Here is a 20,930-nt window from a genome sequence, read left to right as displayed (position 1 = left end):
CGTGCCCGATTTGCTCGCGACCATGAGCCGAATCCTCACGCGACGCGCGCTGCCGCGCGTCATCGCCGTCACCGCCGCGACCGCCGCCGCGGCCGCCCTGCTCGCCGCCGCCCCGGCCGACGCCGTCGGCAACGGGCAGACCACCCCGACCTCGCCGATGCACGCCTTCGAGCCGACGCTCGTCGCGCGAGCGACGCTCTCGGCCGACTTCCTCGCCGACGGGCCCGCATCGGGCGCGCTCGCCTCCGCCGCGAACGGCCGGCAGGGCCCGTGGGAGGGCCAGGTCATCCCGGGCTTCTCGGCCGTGATCGAGAACGCCGACGGCACCTTCTGGGCGCAGCCCGACAACGGGTTCGGCTCGAAGGGCAACTCGGCCGACTTCCTGCTGCGCAACTACCTGGTGACGCCCGACTGGCAGACCGCGGACGGGGGTGACGGCTCGCTCGAGGTCGAGCGGTTCATCTCGTACAACGACCGCAACGGCGTGCTCGACTTCCCGATCGTGAACGACGACACCCCGGACCGCCTGCTCACCGGCGCCGACTTCGACATCGAGTCGGTCGTGCGTGCGAAGGACGGCAGCTTCTGGGTCGGCGAGGAGTTCGGGCCGTTCCTGCTGCACTTCGACGCCGAGGGCACGCTGCTCGAGAAGCCCTACTCGCTCGACGGCGCGAAGTCGCCCCAGAACCCGTACCTCGCCGCCGGCGAGACCCCGCGAGTGCGGGCGAGCCGCGGCTTCGAGGCGCTCGCCGGCTCGGTCAACGGCCGCTACCTCTACCCGATCGTCGAGGGCTCGTACGCCGACGACGACGACCTCCGCCGTCGTGAGATCCACGAGTTCGACACGAAGCGGGGCGTCTACACCGGCCGCACCTGGAACTACCAGGCCGACCAGGAGCCGAACGTCGTCGGCGACGCGTTCACCGTGAAGAACGACGTGCTGCTCGTCGTCGAGCGCGACGACTTCGAGGGCGAGCAGTCGGTCACGAAGCGCGTCTACCAGGTGAACCTGAAGCGCGCCGACGCGGAGGGATACCTCGAGAAGACGCTCGTGCTCGACGCCCTGCGCATCGCCAACCCCGACGGGATCGGCGCGGGCGACGGCTACGGCACCGGCGAGGTGTTCTCGCTGCCGGTGCAGTCGTTCGAGACGATCGTGCAGCTGAAGGACGGGCGCCTGCTCATCGGCAACGACAACAACTACCCCGGCAACGACGCCCGCGTGCCCGGCACCCCCGACGACACCGAGTTCGCCGTGATCGACCTCGATCGCACGAAGATCGAGCCCGAACAGGTGACCGTCATCGGCCACCGCGGCGCGAGCGGCCACCGCCCCGAGCACACGCTCGCGGCCTACGAGCAGGCGATCGTGCAGTGCGCCGACTACATCGAGCCCGACGTGGTCTCGACGAAGGACGGCGTGCTCGTCGCCCGCCACGAGAACGAGATCAGCGGCACGACGAACGTCGCCGCCCGGCCCGAGTTCGCCGACCGCAGGACCACGAAGGTCATCGACGGCACCACGGTGACCGGCTGGTTCACCGAGGACTTCACGCTCGCCGAGCTCCGCACACTCCGCGCGAAGGAGCGGCTGCCGCAGACCCGCCCTGCGAACACCGCGTTCGACGGCCTCTACCAGGTGCCGACGCTCGACGAGGTCGTCGACCTCGCCCGCCACTCGATCAGCTGCGACGGCCGCCAGGTCGGCGTCTACCCCGAGACGAAGCACCCGAGCTATTTCGACGCGATCGGCCTCTCGCTCGAGGAGCCGCTCGTGGCAGCGCTCCGGGCCGACGGCCTCGACCGCGCGGACGCCCCGGTGATCGTGCAGAGCTTCGAGGTGTCGAACCTCCGCGAGCTCGACCGCCTCACCGAGGTGCCGCTCGCCCAGCTCGTCAGCAACTCGGGCCGCCCGTACGACTTCGCCCTCTCGGGCGACGCCCGCACCTACCGCGACCTCGTGACGCCCGCCGGCCTCGCCGAGATCGCCGGGTACGCCGACGGCATCGGCGTCGAGAAGTCCGTGCTGATCCCGCGGACGCCGTCGGGCACGCTCGCCGCGCCGAGTCCCGTGATCGCCGACGCGCACGCCGCCGGCCTCGACGTGCACGGCTGGACCTTCCGTCTCGAGAACCAGTTCCTCCCGGTCGAGTTCCGTTCGAGCACGCTGCCGAACGAGGCGGGCGACCTGGCGGGCGAGATCGCGGTCTACCTCGCCGCCGGCATGGACGGCGTGTTCAGCGACCAGCCCGACGTGGCGGTGACGGTCGCCGGCTGAGCCCGCGCGTTCGCCGGCGAGGGGATGCCACGGGCCCGGCCCGCGGCATCCCCTCGTGCGCGGAGGCCGGGGACGGCGCCCGCCGCCGGGGCCGTACCGCGGCGCGGGGACGCCGGAATCACCGGTCAGCGGGCAGATCGGTTCCCCTGCGCTTCGCCCCTGAGTAGCATGTGGCTCAGCACCATCAGCACCATCGCGCGCCGGCGCCGCCGAGGCCCCGTCGCATCCCGCATTCGACGAGGGGGTTGGTTCCATGAGTGACACGCAGACCGGCGAGGTCCGCCCGACCGGCTGGGTCGGCTGGGGCGTCTTCGCGGCGATCATCCTGATCGTCGCCGGCGGCTTCGACCTGCTCTACGGCTTCATCGCGCTGTTCATGCCCGACAGCGCATACTTCGTCACGGCGCAGGGCGGCCTGCTGCTCTTCGACGTCGAGGGCTGGGGCTGGTGGCACGTCATCTCGGGCGCCCTGCTCGTGCTGATCGGCGCCGTGCTCTTCACGGGCGCGACGTGGGCCCGCGTCATCGCGGTGATCCTCGTCGTGGTCAACGCGCTCGGCCAGCTCGCGCTGCTGCCCGTGCAGCCCTGGTGGTCGCTCATCGTGCTCACGCTCGACGTGCTCGTCATCTATGCGCTCACGGTGCACGGCAAGGAGCTCGAACACCTCGGCTGAACCGCCGCGCGTCTCCGGATGGATTGCGGCGTCGCACCGCCTGTCATCCGGAGCGCGCGCGCCGTAGGCTGGTTCCCGTGACCGAACGCGCCCGTCTCTCCGCCCGCATCGCCGCCATCGCCGAGTCCGCGACCCTGAAGGTCGATGCGAAGGCGAAGGCCCTCCAGGCCGAGGGCCGCCCGGTCATCTCGTACGCCGCCGGCGAGCCCGACTTCTCGACGCCCGAGCACATCGTCGAGGCGGCGCTCGCCGCCACGCGCGACCCGAAGAACTACCGCTACACGCCTGCGGCGGGCCTGCCCGAGCTGCGCGAGGCGATCGCCGCGAAGACGCTGCGCGACTCGGGCCTCGAGGTCTCCCCCGGCCAGGTCGTCGTGACGAACGGCGGCAAGCAGGCGGTCTACCAGGCGTTCCAGGTGCTGCTCGACGAGGGCGACGAGGTGCTCGTGCCCGCCCCCTACTGGACCACGTACCCCGAGGCGATCAAGCTCGCCGGCGGAACGCAGGTCGACGTCTTCGCGGGCAGCGACCAGGGCTACCTCGTCACGGTTGAGCAGCTCGAGGCCGCACGCACCGAGCGCACCAAGGTGCTGCTGTTCGTCTCGCCGTCGAACCCGACGGGCGCCGTCTACTCGCCCGAGCAGACGCGCGAAATCGGCGAATGGGCGCTCGAGCACGGCATCTGGGTCGTCGCCGACGAGATCTACCAGAACCTCACCTACGGCTCGCTCGACTCCGAGGTCGGCGGCGCCGCCCCGCGCGCCCTCTCGATCGTCGAGGCCGTTCCGGGTCTCGCGAACCAGACGATCCTCGTCAACGGAGTCGCGAAGACCTACGCGATGACGGGCTGGCGCCTCGGCTGGATGGTCGGCCCCGCCGACGTCATCAAGGGCGCCGCGAACCTGCAGTCGCACCTCTCGTCGAACGTCTCGAACATCTCGCAGCGCGCGGCGATCGCCGCCCTCAACGGCCCGCAGGAGCCCGTCGAGGCGATGCGGCAGGCGTTCGACCGCCGCCGCCGCCTGATCGTCGCCGAGCTCTCGAAGATCGACGGCATGACCGTGCCGGTGCCCGAGGGCGCCTTCTACGTCTACCCCGACGTGACGGGCCTCCTCGGCCGCGAGTGGGGCGGCGTCACGCCGACCACCTCGCTCGAGCTCGCCGACCTGATCCTCGAGCAGGCCGAGGTCGCCGCGGTGCCCGGCGAGGCGTTCGGGCCGAGCGGCTTCCTGCGGTTCAGCTACGCCCTCGGCGACGAGCCGCTGCTCGAGGGCGTGCAGCGACTGCAGCGCCTCTTCGGCTGAGACGGATGCCCCGCGGCGACGCGAAGCTCGCGCGCCTCGCCGCACGCGACAACGCGGACTGGTGCCGCACGGTCGCCGCGAGCCACGGCATCGCCTCGGGCTTCGCGCTCGACGGCGCCCTGTGGTTGGCCGAGTCGCCGACGCCCTGCGGCTACCCCGAGGCCGTCACCCTCGAAGCCGGGCTCGACAGCTCGGCGGTGCTCGCCGAGCTGGCGACGCGCTCGCCTGAGGCCTCGAGCCTCAAGGACTCCTTCGCCGATCTCGAACTCGCCTCGGCGGGTTGGGCCGCCCCTGTTCGAGGCGAGCCGGATCGCGGCCGACCCCGCGGCGTCCGCGCCCGCCCCGGCGCTGACGGGCGCTGACGCGCCCCGGCTCGTCCCGGTGACGGACCGACAGGGACTCGCCCGTTGGGCGCGGTCCCACGGCCTGCCCGAGGCGTTCGCCGCGCCGCTGCTCGAGGCGCCGGGGGTGCTCGTGCTGACCGCGGCACCGGGGCACGCGGCTGCCACGGCCGGCGGTGTGCTCACCCGCACGGGCGAGGTCGTCGGCCTGTCGAACGCCTTCGGCGGTGGCGAGGAGCTGTACCGCGCCCTCCAGCGCGAGGCGGGGGCGCGCTGGCCCGGGCTCCCGGTCGTCGGCTACGAGGCGGACGACGCGCTCGCCGTCGCGCTCTCCGCCGGATTCCGGCCGCTCGGGCCGCTTCGGGTGTGGGTGCGCCCCTGATCAGCCCGCCGCCCGGCACACGACGTAGGCGGTGAAGAACCTCGGGCTCCGATCGGGACCGCTCCGTTCGACCTCGATCCGCCAGCCGATCGGGCGCGCGGCGCCGCTGCTGCCGGCGACCGCCTCGTCGTGGACGAGGCGAAGGCCGCCGCTCGCGCCGAGTCGTCCGCCGCCCATCGCGAGCTCGCCCTCCCCGCAGTACGCGACGGCGGACCCCTCGAGGTCGTACGATCCGAGCAGCTCGGGGGCGTCCCGCAGGACGAGGTCGTCACGGCGGTCTCCGGGGCGCGATCCCAGTGGCTCCGGCACCGCCATCCCCGTCGGCGACCCGCTCGACGTGGCCACCTCCAGGCCGACGAGGGTCCCGACGCCGTATGCGGCGGCGACAGCGGCGATGGTGGCGGCGGCGACCATCGCCGCGACCACCCAGATCTTCATGGGCAACTCCTCGCCAGGACCGGCAGCTCCTCGCCCGGGTCGCCGGCGAGGCTAGCGCAGGCACTCCCATGGCCGCATGCGTGCCAGCACTGGACTCCGCATGCGTGCCAGCACTGGACTCTCGGGCCCCGCTCAGACCAGGGTGATCCGCGCCTCGCGCGCGAGCTCGTCGGCCACCGCGTCGAGCAGGGGCGAGCTGAGGTTCCACTGCTGCCAGTACAGCGGCACGCCGACCGGGGCGCCGCCCAGGCGCACGAGCTCGCCGTGCTCGAGCTCGGGCGACGACTGGAACTCGGGCAGCATGCCCCAGCCGAGCCCGAGCTTCACGGCGCTCGCGAAGTCGTTCGACGCGGGGACGTAGTGGCGGGGCGCCCGTTCGGCGTCGAATCCGGCGGCGCGCAGCGCATCGTGCTGCAGGTGGTCGCGCCGGTCGAAGTCGACGAGCGGCGCGTGCTCCAGCCAGGCGGGCAATGCGGATGCCACGGCGCCGGGCCCGGGGCGTTCGCCGTCGCCGTGCCCGGCGGACCACCGGGCGACGTACGCCGGGGTCGCCACGGCCTCGTAGCGCATGACGCCGAGGGGGTGCACGAGGCATCCGGCCACCGGCGTCGCCTGCGAGGTGACCGCCCCCATGACGGTGCCCGACTCGAGCAGGCCGGCCGTGAAGTCCTGGTCGTCGCGGTGCAGGTCGAAGACGACGGGGTGGGCCTCGGCGACCCGGGCGAGTGCGGGCAGGAACCACGTGGCGAGCGAGTCGGCGTTGACCGCGAGCGGGATGGAGACGGGCCTCACCGGGACGGCGCCGTGCTCGTCCTGGTCGCTGTCGGCATCGAGCCCGAACTCGGCGAGCGCATCGTGCTCGAGGAGCGCGAGCTGCCGCGCGAGCCGCACGACCGCCGCCCCCGCCTCGGTCGCCCTGGCGGGCTTCGAACGCACGACGAGCACCCGTCCGAGCTGCTGCTCGAGCGTCTTCACGCGCTGGGAGACCGCCGAGGGGGTGAGCCGGAGCCGGCGGGCGGCCGCGTCGAAGGTGCCCTCGTCGATGACGGCGGCGAGGGTGCGAGCGAGGTCGAGCGGAATCTGCATCTGAAGCAAGGCTAATGGTTCTGAAGGATCTTGAGCTGGATTCATGCTCTGATCCCTCCTAGCCTCGACTCCATGCCCCTCTCCTCCGTGCTCGCCGGCCTCGGTCTCGGCCTCTCGCTCATCGTCGCGATCGGGGCCCAGAACGTGTTCGTCCTGCGCCAGGGCATCCGGCGCGAGCACGTCTTCGCGGTCGCGGCGATCTGCGCGCTCAGCGACCTCGTGCTCATCGTCGTCGGGGTCTCGGGCATCGGGGCGGTGCTCGCCGCCGTGCCGTGGCTCGTCGAGGTGATCCGCTGGGTGGGCGCCGCGTTCCTCGTCGGCTACGGATTGCTCGCCCTGCGGCGCGCGCTGAAGCCCGGAGGCGAGGCGCTCGTCGCCGAGGACGCGGCGGAGGCCGCCGGGCCCGCGGACGCTCGGGCCGGGACTCCCGGTGCGTCCCCGGACTCGACGGCCTCCGCCGCCCGCCCGGCTCCCGCCGCGGTGCTCGCGCCGGCCCGCTCGCGCCCGGCCCGGTCCACCCTCACGGTGGCCGTGCTCACCTGCCTCGCCCTCACCTGGCTGAACCCGCACGTCTACCTCGACACGGTGTTCCTGCTCGGCTCGGTGGCGAACAGCCACGGCGACGAGCGCTGGGCGTTCGCCGCCGGCGCGGGGGCCGCGAGCCTCGCCTGGTTCTTCGCGCTCGCATACGGCGCGCGCCTGCTCGGTCGCGTGCTCGCCACCCCTCGGGCGTGGCGCATCCTCGACGGCGTGATCGCGGTGGTCATGTTCGCCATCGCGGCCTCGCTCGTGCTGCCCCACTGATCGGGGAATGGCGGGTCGCCCCGGGCCGTGCTACCGTTTCCGACATCGTGAGCACCTTCACCTGTCGCTGCTGTCGCCGCTAGGCGGTCGTCTCCCCGACGACCCCAGGGCGCGATTCCCCGCGCCGCCGACCGCAGCCCCGTGCTCACGCCGCATCCGACGCGTCCGCGTCGGCTCCGCGGCATCCGCCTCGAACCGATCTCCCGCATCGGACTCGAATCACCGGATGCAACGCAGCCGACGTCAACGGATGCCGGGGCCGCTGCATCGTCGGCGCACCACCCGGCACTCGAAAGGACCATCCCATGTCCGGCATCCCCGTTCTCGACCTCTCCCTGCTCAACGGCACGACCGAGCAGCAGGCGCAGTTCCGCGACGACCTCCGCCGCGCGACCCACGAGGTCGGCTTCTTCTCGCTCATCGGCCACGGCGTGCCGGCAGAGCTCATCGACCGCGCGTACGCGGCGGCGCGGGCGTTCTTCGCCCTGCCCGAGTCGCACAAGCTCGCGATCGAGAACGTCACGAGCCCGCACTTCCGCGGCTACACCCGCATGGGCGGCGAGCGCACGCTCGGCCGCGTCGACATCCGCGAGCAGATCGACCTCGGCGCCGAGCGCCCGGCAGTGACCATGACGGCCGGCACCCCCGACTACTGGATCCTCGAGGGACCGAACCTGTGGCCCGAGGCGCTGCCCGAGTTCCGCGCGGTCGCCGAGGAGTGGATCGCCCGGCTCGACGAGGTCGGCACCCGCCTCCTGCGCAGCTGGGCCGAGGCGCTCGGCGCGGCGCCCGACACCTTCGACGCCGCCTTCGAGCGCCCCTCGCCCTACCTCAAGGTCGTGCGCTACCCCGGCGTCGCGGCCGAGCAGCCCGCCCAGGGCGTCGGCGCCCACAAGGACCTCGGCGTGCTCACGCTGCTCTCGGTCGAGGACGGCAAGGCCGGGCTCCAGGTCGAGAAGGACGGCGAATGGATCGACGTCGTGGCGCCCGCCGGCGCGTTCATCGTCAACATCGGCGAGCTGCTCGAGATCGCGACCGACGGCTACCTCAAGGCGACCAAGCACCGCGTGGTCTCCCCCGCACCCGGCACCGAGCGCATCTCGATCCCGTACTTCCACGGGCCGGCGCTCGACGCCGTGATCCCGACGATCGAGCTCGCGCCCGAGCTCGCCGCCGAGGCGCCCGGCATCACCCGGGACCCGGCGAACCCGCTGCACGCGGTGTTCGGCGAGAACTGGCTGAAGAGCCGCCTGCGCGCCCACCCGAACGTCGTCGAGGCGCAGTACCCGCGGCTGCTCGTCGACGCCTGACCGGGTCGGGCGAGCGCCGAACCCGCCGAACGCGCGGAACCGGCATGAGGTGTCGAAAACGGCTACCGCCGTTCGTCGTACCTGCGTAGCGTGATCGAGAGAGAGGATTCCGACATGGAATACGCGCTGTTGTACGCAGAGGGAACGGACGCACTGCCCTACGTCGCCGCCGACGACAACGTCGGCGACTGGGTCGACGAGGTCGTCGCGAGCGGCGTCTCCGAGTTCGGCGAGCGCCTGCGCCCCGAGCAGGATGCCACGACCCTGCGCGTCCGGGGCGGCGAGCTGCTCGTGAGCGACGGGCCGTTCACCGAGTCGAAGGAGTCGATCGGCGGGTTCGACGTCATCGACGCCCGCGACCTCGACGAGGCGATCGAGATCGCGTCGCGGCATCCGGTCGCGTCGTTCGGCCGGGTCGAGGTGCGCCCCTTCGTGCGGTGGCCCGACGCCGAGCCGGGCGCCCGCATCGTGCCGGCCGGATTCGCGGAGCGGGAGCCCGTCGGCAAGCGGTACCTGCTGCTCGTGATCGCCGACCCCACCGGTGAGCGAGCCGCGAGCGACGGTGCCGCCGGCGACGATCCCGAGGCGTGGGTGACCGAGATGGACGGCCGGGGCGTGCGGCTCTTCGGCGAGGTGCTGCGCGGCCCCGAGGACGCCACCTTCGTGCGCCGGCGCGACGGCGAGGTGCTCGTCGCCGACGGGCCCCTCACCGAGGCGAAGGAGTGGATCGCGGGCTTCGACCTGCTCGAGGTGGCCGACCTCGCCGAGGCGATCGAGGTCGCGTCGAAGCATCCGATGGCCCGTGGCGGCGCCCTCGAGCTCCGCCCGCTCTGGCCGTTCGACCCGCACGAGGACCACGTCGAGCGCACGGAGCGCGAGGCTGCGGACGTCGCGGTGCGGCTCGAGCCCCGCGCGGTCGACGCCGCCGCCCTGGCGGGGGCGAGGACCTGACGCGCGCCCCCGACGCGCACGGCGCGCACGAGGCGGCTCGGCCCGAGCAGGGCGGAGCCGCCTCGGCCGACGTCGACCGTGCACTCCGCACGGCGTTCGAGGGCGAATGGGCGCGCGTCGTGGCGACGCTCATCCGGGTGACCGGCGACTGGGACGTCGCGGAGGAGGCCGCGGCCGGGGCGTTCGAGCGGGCGACGGCGACCTGGCCCCGTGACGGGGTGCCGCGCAACCCCGGCGCATGGCTCACGACGACCGCGCGCCGCATCGCGCTCGATCGGCTGCGTCGACGCGGCGTCGAGGCCGAGAAGGTGAGGGAGTGGATGACGGACGCCCGTGCGGACGGAAGCCTCGACGGCCCCGCCGACCCGGGCGAGGTCGTCGCGCAGGGCGAGGACCCGGCGTGGGACGACCGGCTCCGCCTCGTCTTCACGTGCGCGCACCCGGCGCTGCCGATGGAGGCGCGGGTCGCGCTCACGCTGCGCACCGTCGGCGGGCTGGAGACCCGCGAGATCGCCAGGGCGTTCCTCGTCCCCGAGTCGACGATGGGGCAGCGCATCGCTCGCGCGAAGCGCAAGATCCGGAACGCCGGGATCCCCTATCGCGTGCCGCCGGCCGAGGCGCTGGCCGAGCGGCTCGGCGGCGTGCTCGCGGTCGTCTACCTGATCGCCAACGAGGGCTACCTCGCCTCGTCGGGCGATCGCCTGCAACGGCTCGACCTCTCAGCCGAGGCGATCCGGCTCGCCCGGCTCGTCGTCTCGCTCATGCCCGACTTCGACGAGGCACGGGCGCTCCTGGCGCTGCTCCTGCTCCAGCACGCGCGTTCCGCCGCACGGGTGGACGCGGCGGGAGACCTCGTGCCGCTCGCGGAGCAGGATCGGTCCCGCTGGGACCGGGGCGAGACGACCGAAGGACTGGCACTGCTCGCGGGCCCGAGCGCGACCGCCGGACCGGGCGGCGCGCCTGCCGGCGCCTACCGCCTCCAGGCGGAGATCCAGGCGCTGCACGCCGTCGCGACGACCGCCGACGCGACGGACTGGCCCGCGATCGTCGCTCGCTACGACGCGCTCGCGACGCTCACCGACTCGCCCTTCGTCCGGCTCAACCGGGCGATCGCCCTCGGCGAGGCCGAGGGCGCCGCTACGGCACTCCTCGCCCTCGCCCGCCTCCAGGCCGACGGACGCCTCGCGGAGTACCACCTGCTGCCCGCGGCGCAGGCCGAGTTCCAGCGCCGCGAGGGGCGGCTCGCCGAGGCATCCGACCGCTATCGCGACGCCATCGCGCTCGCGCCGACCGCGCCCGAGCGGCGGTTCCTCGAGCGCCGCCTGGCGGAGATCGAGCCGCGGTAGGGGCGCGCCCGCCCCGGCATCCATCGACCGGTGGATGCCGGAATCGACCCGTCGGACGCTGCCGCCCGGGCGGGCCGACTGTCACGCTGGAGCCATGACGAAGAACGACGCGGCCGTGAGCGTGCGGGAGCTCCGCAAGCAGTACGGCCAGAAGACGGCGGTCGACGGGGTGAGCTTCGACATCGGCCCCGGCGAGACCTTCGCGCTGCTCGGGCCGAATGGCGCGGGCAAGTCGACGACCATCGAGATCCTCGAGGGGTATCGCAGCCGCACCGGCGGCGAGGCGAGCGTGCTCGGCACCGACCCGGCGAAGGGCGGCCTCGACTGGAAGGCGCGGCTCGGCATCGTGCTGCAGTCGACCGGCGAGACCGGGCTCGTGACGGTGACCGAGCAGCTGAGGCACTTCGCGGGGTTCTACCCGAACCCGCGCGACGTCGACGAGGTCATCGCGGCCGTGGGCCTCGAGGCCCAGGCGAAGACCCGCATCGCGAAGCTCTCCGGCGGGCAGCAGCGGCGCGTCGACGTCGCTCTCGGCATCATCGGACGGCCGGAGCTCCTCTTCCTCGACGAGCCGACGACCGGCTTCGACCCCGAGGCCAGGCGGCAGTTCTGGGAGGTCATCCGGGGGCTCAAGGCCGAGGGCACCACGATCCTGCTCACGACCCACTACCTCGACGAGGCGGCGCAGCTCGCCGACCGGGCGGGAGTGATCGCCGGCGGCCGGCTGGTCGGCCTCGGCGGCATCGACGAGATCGGCGGCGCCGACGCGCGCGTGCCGCTCGTGCGCTGGCGCGACGCGGCCGGCGTGCTCCACGAGGAGCGCACGCACGAGCCCGGCCGGGTCGTCGCCGCGGTCATGGCATCCTCGGTGGGCGAACCCGCCGACCTCGAGGTCATCAGACCGAGCCTCGAGGACATCTACCTGCAGCTCGTGGGCAGCGTCGACGCTGCCGAACCGGAGGAGGTGCTCGCATGAGCACGGTCGCGCTCGGCGCTTCGCGCATCGGCTACGAGACGAAGACGTACTTCCGCTCGATCGACACCCTGTTCTTCACGTTCCTCTTCCCGTTCGTGATGCTCGCGATCTTCTCGGCCGCGTTCAGCGCGCAGGGCGAAGTCGGCCCTCCCGGGGCCGAGGTCTCGATCGCCGCGTACTACCTCCCCGGCATGATCGCCGCCGGCATCCTGCTGTCGGGCGTGCAGAACCTCGCGGTCGACATCGCGCTCGAGAAGAGCAACGGCACGCTCAAGCGGCTCGGCGGCACCCCGCTGTCGCCGGTCGGCTACTTCCTCGGCAAGATCGGCCAGGTGTTCGTCACCGGTTCGCTGCAGGCCGGCCTCCTCATCCTCGGCGGATGGCTCGTGCTCGGCATCGAGATGCCCACCGAGCCCGAGAAGTGGCTCACCTTCGCGTGGGTGTTCGTGCTCGGCCTCGTGACGTGCGCGCTCGTCGGCATCGCCCTCTCGGCGGTGCCCCGCAGCGGCAAGAGCGCGACCGCGGTGGTCGTGCCGATGGTGCTGCTGCTGCAGTTCATCTCGGGCGTCTACCTGCAGTGGAACATGCTGCCCACCTGGCTGCAGGACATCGCGAGCCTGTTCCCGCTCAAGTGGATCGCGCAGGGCATGCGGTACGTCTTCCTGCCCGAGGGCTGGGAGGCGCTCGAGCAGAACGAGTCGTGGAACCTGCCCGGCGTGGCGATCGCGCTCGGCATCTGGCTCGTGGTCGGGATCGTGCTCAGCCGCATCACGTTCCGCTGGATCAGGCGGGATGCCTGAGATCCCACTCCGCGGGGCCCGCGAGCGTTCGCGGGCCTCGCGAGCGCCCCGATCCGCCCGTGAGAGCATGACGGCATGCTGAACCGGCGCTGGTGGGATCTCGGGGCGCTCGCGGTCGCCGCGGTGACCGTGCTCTTCGGGCTCGCCGAACCGCCCTACGGCCCGGGCGACTGGGGCGCGTGGGCGGTCTCGGCCGCGTTCCTGGTGCTCTACTTCGCCTACCTGCGCGGCGGCATCGGCGGCGAGGACCCGACGCGGCACGTCGTCATCACGATCGTGCTCGCGGCCGTCGTCGGCACGGGCGTCGCGTACGACCCGAGCGCGTCGATCCTGCAGGCCTTCGCCTACCCGTTCATCTGGATCACAGCCCCGTCGACCAGGCGCGCGATCATCGCCAACGTGGTGATCGCGCTCGCGCTGCTCGTCGGGTACCTCGTGCACTTCGGCCTCGGCGGCTGGCTCGCGGGCCTCACCGTCGCGGCGCTCTCGCTCGGCTTCAGCCTCGCGCTCGGCCTCTGGATCACCCACATCGCCGAGATCGGCGAGGAGCGGGTGCGGCTGTACGACGAACTGCAGGCCGCCCAGGGCCAGCTCGCGGCGATGCACCGCGAGGCGGGCGTGAACGAGGAGCGCGGGCGGCTCGCCCGCGAGATCCACGACACGATCGCACAGAGCCTCACCGGCCTCGTGATGGTCGCCCAGCGCACCGAGAACCGCCTCGCGACCGTCGAGGGCGAGGCGGCGGCCGCGGCGCGCGGCGACGTCGAGCTGATCGAGCAGATGGCGCGCGAGGCGCTCACCGAAGCACGCGGGCTCGTCGCCTCGCTCGCCCCGGTCTCGGCCGACGGCGGCCTCGCCGCCGCGCTCGGCCGGCTCGGTGCCGCGTTCGAGCGCGAGACGGGGGTGCGGGTGGGCATCGAGGCGGATGCCACGGGCCTCGACCGCGAGCTCGAGGTCGTGCTGCTGCGGTGCGCCCAGGAGGGGCTCGCCAACGTGCGCAAGCACGCGCAGGCGAGCCGCGCCGAGATCGCGGTGCGGGCGTCGGCCGAGCGGGTGGAGCTGACGGTGCGCGACGACGGCGTCGGCCCGGCGGGCGCGGGCGAGGAGGCGGAGCCCGGCGGCTTCGGGCTCGCGGGCCTGCGCGACCGCGCGGCGCTCGTCGGCGGCACGTTCGAGTTCGGCCCGGCCGACGGCGGCGGTGCGCTGCTGCGCGTGACCGTGCCCCGGAAGGAGCAGGGATGAATCCGATCCGCGTCGTCGTGGCCGACGACCACCCGATCGTGCGGGCCGGCATCGTCGGGCTGCTCGGCACGGCCGCCGGCATCGAGGTCGTCGGGGAGGCGTCGAACGGGGCGGAGGCCGTGGAGCTGGCGCGCGCGGAGCATCCCGACCTGGTGCTCATGGACCTGCGCATGCCCGGCGTCGACGGCGCCTCGGCGACCGCCGCGATCGTCGCGGAGGTGCCGGGCACCCGCGTGCTCGTGCTGACGACCTACGAGACCGACGAGCACATCCTGTCGGCGATCGAGGCCGGCGCCGGCGGGTACCTCCTGAAGGCGGCGCCGCAGGAGGAGATCCTCGCGGGCATCCGCGCCGTGGCCGGCGGCGAGACCGTGCTTGCGCCGTCGATCGCCGCGAAGCTCGTGGCGCGGGTGCGCGCCGACGCCGCGGAGCCCGCCGAGGCCGCGCCGTCGCTCTCGCCGCGCGAGCTCGAGGTGCTGCGGCTCGTCGCCGCCGGCCGCTCGAACCCCGAGATCGCGCGCGAGCTCTTCATCGGCGAGGCGACGGTGAAGACGCACCTGCTGCACGTCTTCGAGAAGCTCGGGGTGAGCGACCGCACCCGCGCGGTGACCCGGGCGATGGAGCTGGGCCTGCTCTAGAAGCCTCGAGAACCGATCGGGATTTTGCACTCCTGGCCCAATAGTGCAAACTTGCACTCTATGAACGAGAGTGCAACGAAACCCGAGGGCGTCCGTGCGCAACGCCGGGAGCGCACTCGGCGCGAACTCACCCGCCAGGCGCGCCTGCTCACCATGGAGCACGGCCTGGGCGGCTTCACGGTCGAGGAGCTCTGCGAGCGCGTGGGGGTCTCCCGCCGCACCTTCTTCAACTACTTCCACGCGAAGGACGACGCGGTCATCGGCCACCGCGACGACACCCTCGACGATGCCGCGCTCACCGAGTTCGTGAACGCGCGCCCGAGCGATGCCACCGGCATCTCGTCGACGCTCATGCATGATCTCGTCGGCCTCGCGATCGCGAGCATCCCCTTCGACGTGGAGCACCCCGAGGACGAGCCGAACCCCGAGATGCTCGTCGAACGCGAGCCGCAGCTGCTGCCGAAGTTCATGCGCGAGGGCGCCGAGCTCGAGCGCAGGATGATCGGCGTCATCGAGTTCCGCGAGGGCCTCGCCCCCGGCGACCCCCGCGCCGCGATGGCCGTGCAGCTGATCGGCACGATCGTGCGCGCCTCGGCCGCCCGCTACTTCACCCCCGGCAACACCACCGACTTCGCGGCGCTGCTCCTCGAGTCGCTCGACTCGGCACGCGCCCTCTTCTCCCCCACCCCCGAAGGAACCGAATGACCACCGCACCACCCGCCCCGGCGGCCCCCCTCCTCCTCACCCAGCGACGCATCTGGATCATCTTCTCGGCGCTCATCGCCGGCATGCTGCTCTCGAGCCTCGACCAGACGATCGTCTCGACCGCCATGCCGACGATCGTCGGCGAGCTCGGCGGCGTCGAGTACCAGGCGTGGATCACCACCGCCTACCTGCTCGCGACGACCATCGTCATGCCGATCTACGGCAAGTTCGGCGATGTGCTCGGGCGCCGCAACCTGTTCCTCATCGCGATCGCGCTCTTCACGGTGGCCTCGGTCGGCGCCGCCTTCGCACCCACGTTCTGGGCCTTCGTCGCGTTCCGCGCCATGCAGGGCCTCGGCGGCGGCGGGCTCATGATCCTGTCGCAGGCGATCATCGCCGACATCGTGCCGGCCTCCGAGCGCGGCAAGTACATGGGCCCGCTCGGCGCCATCTTCGGCCTCTCGGCCGTGGCCGGGCCGCTGCTCGGCGGGTACTTCGTCGACCACCTCACGTGGCAGTGGGCGTTCTACATCAACATCCCGATCGGCATCGCGGCGTTCGCCATCGCCTGGTTCACGCTGACGCTGCCGAGCAAGAAGGCGACGCACCGCATCGACGTGCTCGGCGTCATGCTGCTCTCGGCCGCGACCGTCTGCCTCATCTTCTTCACCGACTTCGGCGGCAGCGCCGAGCACGGCTGGGGCGCGATCGAGACCTGGGCCTGGGGTGTCGGCCTCCTCGCCGCCGCGTGCATGTTCGTCTGGGCCGAGGCGCGTGCCGAAGACCCGATCATCCCGCTGTCGCTCTTCAAGAACCCGGTCTTCATCAACGCGACCGCGATCGGCTTCACCCTCGGCATCGGCATGTTCTCGGCGATCGCCTTCGTGCCGACCTTCCTGCAGATGTCGTCGGGCACCTCGGCGACGGCCTCGGGCCTGCTGATGCTGCCGATGATGGCCGGCATGATGGGCACGTCGATCTGGTCGGGCATCGCGATCTCGAAGTCGGGCCGTTACCGCGCCTACCCGATCGCCGGCACCCTCGTGACGGCGGCGGCGATGCTCGCCATGACGACCCTCTCGGCCGACACCCCGATCTGGCTGATCTGCGTCTACCTGTTCGTGTTCGGCGCGGGCCTCGGCCTCATCATGCAGGTCGTCGTGCTCGTGGTGCAGAACGCCGTGCCGGCCACCCAGGTGGGCACCGCGACCAGCACGAACAACTACTTCCGCGAGGTCGGCGCCTCGCTCGGCGTCGCGATCTTCGGCGCGATGTTCACGACCCGGCTCTCCGAGAACCTCACGAAGATCTTCACGGATGCCGGGGCGAGCGCCTCGCAGGCCGGCGACGCGATGTCGACGCTCGACCCGCAGGCGCTCTCGGAGCTGCCCGACCCCGTCCGCGACGCGATCGTGACGGCGTACGCCGACTCCCTCGCGCCGGTGTTCTGGTACCTCATCCCGTTCATCCTCGCGGCCTTCGTGCTGGCCCTGTTCCTCAAGCAGATCCCGCTCTCCGACGAGGCCGGCATGGTCGCGCGCGGCGAGGCGATCGCGGGCAGTGAGGCGGATGCCGCGGAGCTCGCGCTGCGCGACGGCGGCACCGTGGTGACGGGGCCGGCCGACGACGGCGACCCGGCCGGGGCCGCCACCGGATCGACGCCCGCGCAGCGCTGACCCGCTCGCATCCGGTGCGGTGCATGCGGGGTCGCCTACGCTGGACGTGGCGTCCGCATGCACCGCAGGAGCGGCCGGGCCGAGCCCGCCGTCGACGCATGCCGACGGCCTCGAGAGGCTCGCATGACCCCGTATGAACACCGCCCCTGGCTCGCGCACTACGCCGAGGGCGTGCCGCACACGATCGAGGAGCCGAGCCACACCCTCGTCGACATGATCGACGACGCGGTCGGCCGGTTCCGCCGACGCACAGCCCTGGAGTTCTTCGGCGCGGAGACGAGCTACGCCGAGCTCGGCGCGCAGATCGCCTCGGCCGCCGAAGGGCTGCGCCGGCTCGGCGTCGAGGCGGGCGACCGCGTCGCGATCGTGCTGCCGAACTGCCCGCAGCACGTCGTCGCGTTCTACGCGGTGCTGCGCCTCGGCGCGATCGTAGCACAACCCGCTCTACACGCCGCCCGAGCTGCGGCATCAGTTCGAGGACCACGGCGCGAAGGTCGCGATCGTCTGGGACAAGGTCGCCGACACCGTCGCCGAGTTCCCGCCCGACATCCGGCCGGGCGGCATCGTCGCCGTCGACCTGACGCGCGCGTTCCCGCTCGGCAAGCGCGTGGCGCTCCGACTGCCGATCCCGACGGCGCGCCGCTCCCGCGCGGCGCTCACGACGACGCCGACGGCGCGCGGCCTCATCGCCTGGGAGCGGCTCACCGCTCGGCGCGCGCTCTCGAAGCGCCATCCGCGCCCCGGGCTCGACGACACCGCGGTGCTGCAGTACACGAGCGGCACCACCGGGTCGCCGAAGGGCGCGGTGCTCAGCCACCGCAACCTGCGGGCGAACGCGATGCAGGGGCGGGCCTGGGTGCCGGGCCTCGTCGAGGGCGAGGAGGTCTTCTACGGGGTGCTCCCGCTCTTCCACGCCTACGGCATGACCCTCTGCCTCACCTTCGCGATGAGCATCGGCGCGCGGCTCGTGCTCTTCCCGACGTTCGACTCGAAGCTGGTGCTCGACGCCGCGCGGCACTCGCCGCCGACGTTCCTGCCGGCCGTGCCGCCGATCTACGACCGCCTCGTGCGGGATGCCGCGACGCATCCGCGCGCGCTCCGAAGCATCCGGTTCGCCATCTCGGGCGCGATGAGCCTGCCGATCGCGACCGTCGACCTGTGGGAGAACGCGACGGGCGGGCTGCTCGTCGAGGGCTACGGCATGACCGAGTCGTCGCCGATCACCCTCGGCAACCCGATGGGGCCGACCCGGCGACCCGGCACCGTCGGCGTGCCGTTCCCGAGCACCGACATCCGGGTCATCGACCCCGACCACCCCGACGTCGACCTGCCCGCCGGCGAGGCCGGCGAACTGCTCGTGCGCGGTCCGCAGGTGTTCCAGGGGTACTGGCGACGCCCGGTCGAGACCGCCGAGACGCTGCTGCCCGGCGGCTGGCTGCGCACCGGCGACATCGTGCGCGTCTCCGACGAGGGCTTCGTGACGATCGTCGACCGCCGAAAGGAGCTCATCATCACGGGCGGATTCAACGTCTCGCCCTCGGAGGTCGAGGTCGCGCTGCTCGCGCACCCCGACGTACGCGGTGCGGCCGTCGTGGGCCTCCCCGGCCGCTCGGGCGGCGAGACCGTCGCGGCGGGCGTCGAGCTCCGCGAGGGCGCGGTCTTCGACGAGACGGCGCTGCGCGACTTCTGCCGCGCGAGCCTCACGCCGTACAAGGTGCCGAGGCGCATCGAGCCGTTCGACGAGCTTCCGCGCTCGCTCATCGGCAAGGTGCTGCGCCGCGAGGTGCGCGACGCACTGCTCGAGCGCTCGGAGTAGTCGGCCGCTGCGCGTCCGGGGTCGGTATCGGTACGCCGGTACGTCGGTGCGTCGGTACTTCGGCGTGACTGCGCGTCGATCCTCGCCCGGCGAGGAGGTGCCGCCGCAGAATCGGTGGTGAAGCGGAGTTGCAGCGCGATCTCCCGAGGGGACCCCCTGCCGACGGCCGCCGAAGTCCCTGTCGACCGGACGGCGCGTGCGGGCGGGTCCGCCGGGCAGGATGCCCCCGGAGGGCGGCGCCTCAGAGCAGGCGCCGCGCGTTCGCCCACGCCGTCAGCTCGTGCCGGCTCGAGAGCTGGAGCTTGCGCAGCACCGCCGAGACGTGCGTCTCGACGGTCTTCGTCGAGATGAAGAGCTCCGAGGCGACCTCCTTGTAGGCGTAGCCGCGGGCGATGAGCCGCATGACCTCCTGCTCGCGCGCCGAGAGCCGGTCGAGCTCGTCGCTCGCCTGCGCGGTCTCGCCGACCGCGGCGCCGAACGCGTCGAGCACGAAGCCGGCGAGCTTCGGCGAGAACACCGCGTCGCCGCCCGCGACGGCGTGCACCGCGCGGCTGACGTCGGCGCCGGAGGAGCCCTTCGTGATGTAGCCGCGCGCGCCGGCGCGGATCACGCCGACGACGTCCTCGGCCTTGTCGGAGACCGACAGCGCGAGGAACTTCGTGGCCGGCACGGAGTTCGCCGCACGCCGGATCACCTCCGCCCCGCCGCTCGTGCCCGTGGGCACCGCGAGACCGGGCAGGTGCACGTCGAGGAGGACGACGTCGGGCGCGGCCTCCACCACCGTCGCGACGGCCGACTCGACGTCGTGCGCCTCGCCGACGACCTCGATGGTCTCGTCGAGGTCGGCCTTCAGTCCCGACCGGAAGATCGAATGGTCGTCGACCACGACGACCCTGACGCGCTCAGCCACGCTGCCCCTCCCCGTTGCCGCGCTCGGCCGGGAACCGCAGGCGCACCTCGGTGCCGACTCCGCCCGCGCCCGGCGCGACCGATCCCGAGCCGCCGGCCCGGCGCATCCGGCCGATGATCGACTCGCGCACCCCGAGCCGGTCGCCCGGCACCTCGGCGAGGCTGAACCCCGGCCCGCGGTCGCGCACGAACACCTCGACCGCCTCACGGCTCGACTCCACGTACACCGACACCTCTCCCCCGGCGTGACGCGCCGCGTTCAACATCGCCTCGCGCGCCGCCGCGGCGAGCTCGCCGCTCGCCCGCTCGCGGATCTCGCCCACCACCACGACGTCGACCGTCACCGCGTAGTCGATCTCGAGCGCGGCCCCGAAGTCGCGGAGGTCGGTGCCGAGGTCGCTGTCGGCCGGCCCGTCGCCCGCGAAGAGCCAGTCGCGGAGCTCGCGCTCCTGCGCCCGTGCGATGCGGGCGACCTCGCTCGTGGCCCCCGCACGGTTCTGGATGAGCGCGAGCGTCTGCAGCACCGAGTCGTGCAGGTGCGCGGCGATCTCGCTGCGCTGCTCCTCGCGGATGCGCTTCGTGCGCTCGTCGCTCAGCTCGCGCCACTGGGCGAGGAGGGTCGGCAGGTAGACGAGCGCGATGCCGATGAGCGCGGCGAACGCCGCGACGAAGGTCGGCACCGGGTACCACGATGCGGTCGGGCCGAGCACGAGGGCGAGCGCGGTCACCGCGAGCAGCACCGTCGCGACGAGGCGGATCGCGAGCTCGGCGCGCGGCCCGCGTTCGGGATCGGGGCGGTCGACGAGCGTCGCCCAGGCTCCGGCACCTGCGGCGAGCGCGACGCCCGCGGCGACGAGGCCGAGCCAGCCGACGAGGCCCTGGCCGCCCGATTCGACGACGCGCCCCGGCGTCGCCCAGGCCACCACGAGGCACACCGTCGCGGCGACGACGAGGATCCAGGCCACCGGCGCGCGCCGGGTCGGCTGCGCCTCGCCCTCCTGCCACGGGGTGAGCGCCCACAACCAGAGGTACAGCAGCAGCCCGGCGCCGCTCGCGAGGCAGGTCACGACGAACGCCGCGCGCACGAGCGCGACGGGCCACCCGAGGTGCTCGGCGAGCCCGGCCGCGGTGCCCGTCGCGAGGCAGGCGCGCGGGCGGGTCATCCTCGGCGACGGCGCCGCGGTCGCCGACGCGACCTCCTCAGGCACCGCGCGTTGCTCCATGCCTGCAATCCAAGCAGACGACGCCGCCCCGG

Annotated in this window: 19 protein-coding genes and 1 pseudogene; 16 read left to right on the top strand and 4 right to left on the bottom strand. The window is 73.0% G+C overall.

Annotated elements, in window-relative coordinates; translation table 11 throughout:
• Window positions 1–22: 22 nt before the first annotated feature.
• The 5 genes from ACFVTH_RS10460 to ACFVTH_RS10440 all read left to right on the top strand — a co-directional run bounded on the left by ACFVTH_RS10460 (window position 23) and on the right by ACFVTH_RS10440 (window position 4,978).
• Window positions 23–2,278 carry an esterase-like activity of phytase family protein gene (locus ACFVTH_RS10460; protein ID WP_387090182.1) on the top strand — a complete coding sequence of 752 codons (2,256 nt, stop codon included), beginning with the start codon at window positions 23–25 and terminating at the stop codon, window positions 2,276–2,278.
• Window positions 2,279–2,531: 253 nt separating this feature from the next.
• Window positions 2,532–2,951: a hypothetical protein gene (locus tag ACFVTH_RS10455; RefSeq protein ID WP_387090179.1), complete on the top strand. Its 420-nt coding sequence runs from the start codon at window positions 2,532–2,534 to the stop codon at window positions 2,949–2,951.
• A 77-nt stretch (window positions 2,952–3,028) separates the two neighbouring features.
• Entirely contained in the window at window positions 3,029–4,255 is a 1,227-nt protein-coding gene (locus tag ACFVTH_RS10450) for a pyridoxal phosphate-dependent aminotransferase (RefSeq protein WP_387090176.1), read from the top strand.
• Window positions 4,256–4,260: 5 nt separating this feature from the next.
• Window positions 4,261–4,617: a hypothetical protein gene (locus tag ACFVTH_RS10445; protein ID WP_387090173.1), complete on the top strand. Its 357-nt coding sequence runs from the start codon at window positions 4,261–4,263 to the stop codon at window positions 4,615–4,617.
• A 19-nt stretch (window positions 4,618–4,636) separates the two neighbouring features.
• Window positions 4,637–4,978 (top strand): hypothetical protein, encoded by a 342-nt coding sequence (locus tag ACFVTH_RS10440; protein ID WP_387090170.1) that lies wholly within the window; start codon window positions 4,637–4,639, stop codon window positions 4,976–4,978.
• Here the strand turns inward: ACFVTH_RS10440 and ACFVTH_RS10435 are convergent, their stop codons facing one another.
• Both ACFVTH_RS10435 and ACFVTH_RS10430 read right to left on the bottom strand, forming a co-directional pair.
• Complete coding sequence (locus ACFVTH_RS10435) at window positions 4,979–5,416, bottom strand: hypothetical protein (RefSeq protein WP_387090167.1); 438 nt, start codon at window positions 5,414–5,416, stop codon at window positions 4,979–4,981.
• A gap of 132 nt (window positions 5,417–5,548) precedes the next feature.
• Window positions 5,549–6,502, bottom strand: a complete 954-nt coding sequence (locus ACFVTH_RS10430; RefSeq protein ID WP_387090164.1) for a LysR family transcriptional regulator ArgP — start codon at window positions 6,500–6,502, stop codon at window positions 5,549–5,551.
• Between the two features lie 72 nt (window positions 6,503–6,574).
• Between ACFVTH_RS10430 and ACFVTH_RS10425 the strand changes: the two genes are divergently transcribed.
• The 11 genes and pseudogenes from ACFVTH_RS10425 (at window position 6,575) to ACFVTH_RS10375 (ending at window position 18,766) form a co-directional block, all read left to right on the top strand.
• Complete coding sequence (locus ACFVTH_RS10425; protein ID WP_387090161.1) at window positions 6,575–7,306, top strand: LysE/ArgO family amino acid transporter; 732 nt, start codon at window positions 6,575–6,577, stop codon at window positions 7,304–7,306.
• A gap of 305 nt (window positions 7,307–7,611) precedes the next feature.
• On the top strand, window positions 7,612–8,616 hold the full coding sequence (locus tag ACFVTH_RS10420; protein WP_387090158.1) for an isopenicillin N synthase family dioxygenase: 1,005 nt from the start codon (window positions 7,612–7,614) through the stop codon (window positions 8,614–8,616).
• Window positions 8,617–8,730: 114 nt separating this feature from the next.
• The gene (locus ACFVTH_RS10415; RefSeq protein ID WP_387090155.1) at window positions 8,731–9,567 is read left to right on the top strand and encodes a YciI family protein; all 837 of its coding nucleotides are present in this window, start codon (window positions 8,731–8,733) and stop codon (window positions 9,565–9,567) included.
• Window positions 9,568–9,686: 119 nt separating this feature from the next.
• Window positions 9,687–10,913, top strand: coding sequence for an RNA polymerase sigma factor (locus ACFVTH_RS10410; RefSeq protein WP_387090152.1), 1,227 nt, complete (start codon window positions 9,687–9,689; stop codon window positions 10,911–10,913).
• 94 nt (window positions 10,914–11,007) lie between these two features.
• Window positions 11,008–11,889, top strand: a complete 882-nt coding sequence (locus ACFVTH_RS10405) for an ABC transporter ATP-binding protein (RefSeq protein WP_387090149.1) — start codon at window positions 11,008–11,010, stop codon at window positions 11,887–11,889.
• Window positions 11,886–12,689, top strand: a complete 804-nt coding sequence (locus tag ACFVTH_RS10400) for an ABC transporter permease (protein ID WP_387090146.1) — start codon at window positions 11,886–11,888, stop codon at window positions 12,687–12,689. Before ACFVTH_RS10405 ends, ACFVTH_RS10400 begins: the two co-directional genes overlap by 4 nt.
• Window positions 12,690–12,764: 75 nt before the next feature.
• Window positions 12,765–13,931, top strand: coding sequence for a sensor histidine kinase (locus ACFVTH_RS10395; RefSeq protein WP_387090144.1), 1,167 nt, complete (start codon window positions 12,765–12,767; stop codon window positions 13,929–13,931).
• Complete coding sequence (locus ACFVTH_RS10390) at window positions 13,928–14,569, top strand: response regulator (RefSeq protein ID WP_387090141.1); 642 nt, start codon at window positions 13,928–13,930, stop codon at window positions 14,567–14,569. The genes ACFVTH_RS10395 and ACFVTH_RS10390 overlap by 4 nt, the downstream gene beginning before the upstream one ends.
• Window positions 14,570–14,629: 60 nt before the next feature.
• Window positions 14,630–15,274, top strand: coding sequence for a TetR/AcrR family transcriptional regulator (locus ACFVTH_RS10385; RefSeq protein WP_387090138.1), 645 nt, complete (start codon window positions 14,630–14,632; stop codon window positions 15,272–15,274).
• Window positions 15,271–16,950 carry an MDR family MFS transporter gene (locus ACFVTH_RS10380; RefSeq protein WP_387090135.1) on the top strand — a complete coding sequence of 560 codons (1,680 nt, stop codon included), beginning with the start codon at window positions 15,271–15,273 and terminating at the stop codon, window positions 16,948–16,950. Before ACFVTH_RS10385 ends, ACFVTH_RS10380 begins: the two co-directional genes overlap by 4 nt.
• Before the next feature lie 123 nt (window positions 16,951–17,073).
• Window positions 17,074–18,766: pseudogene (locus ACFVTH_RS10375) on the top strand (long-chain-fatty-acid--CoA ligase).
• Between the two features lie 241 nt (window positions 18,767–19,007).
• Here ACFVTH_RS10375 and ACFVTH_RS10370 read toward each other — a convergent pair.
• Window positions 19,008–19,676 carry a LuxR C-terminal-related transcriptional regulator gene (locus tag ACFVTH_RS10370; RefSeq protein WP_387090132.1) on the bottom strand — a complete coding sequence of 223 codons (669 nt, stop codon included), beginning with the start codon at window positions 19,674–19,676 and terminating at the stop codon, window positions 19,008–19,010.
• Window positions 19,669–20,898, bottom strand: coding sequence for a PspC domain-containing protein (locus ACFVTH_RS10365; protein ID WP_387090129.1), 1,230 nt, complete (start codon window positions 20,896–20,898; stop codon window positions 19,669–19,671). The genes ACFVTH_RS10370 and ACFVTH_RS10365 overlap by 8 nt, the downstream gene beginning before the upstream one ends.
• Window positions 20,899–20,930 lie beyond the last annotated feature (32 nt).

This window comes from Agromyces sp. NPDC058104 (assembly GCF_042884835.1).
In the GTDB taxonomy this organism is placed as follows: Bacteria; Actinomycetota; Actinomycetes; order Actinomycetales; family Microbacteriaceae; genus Agromyces.
This window is presented reverse-complemented; position numbering and strand designations above follow the sequence as displayed.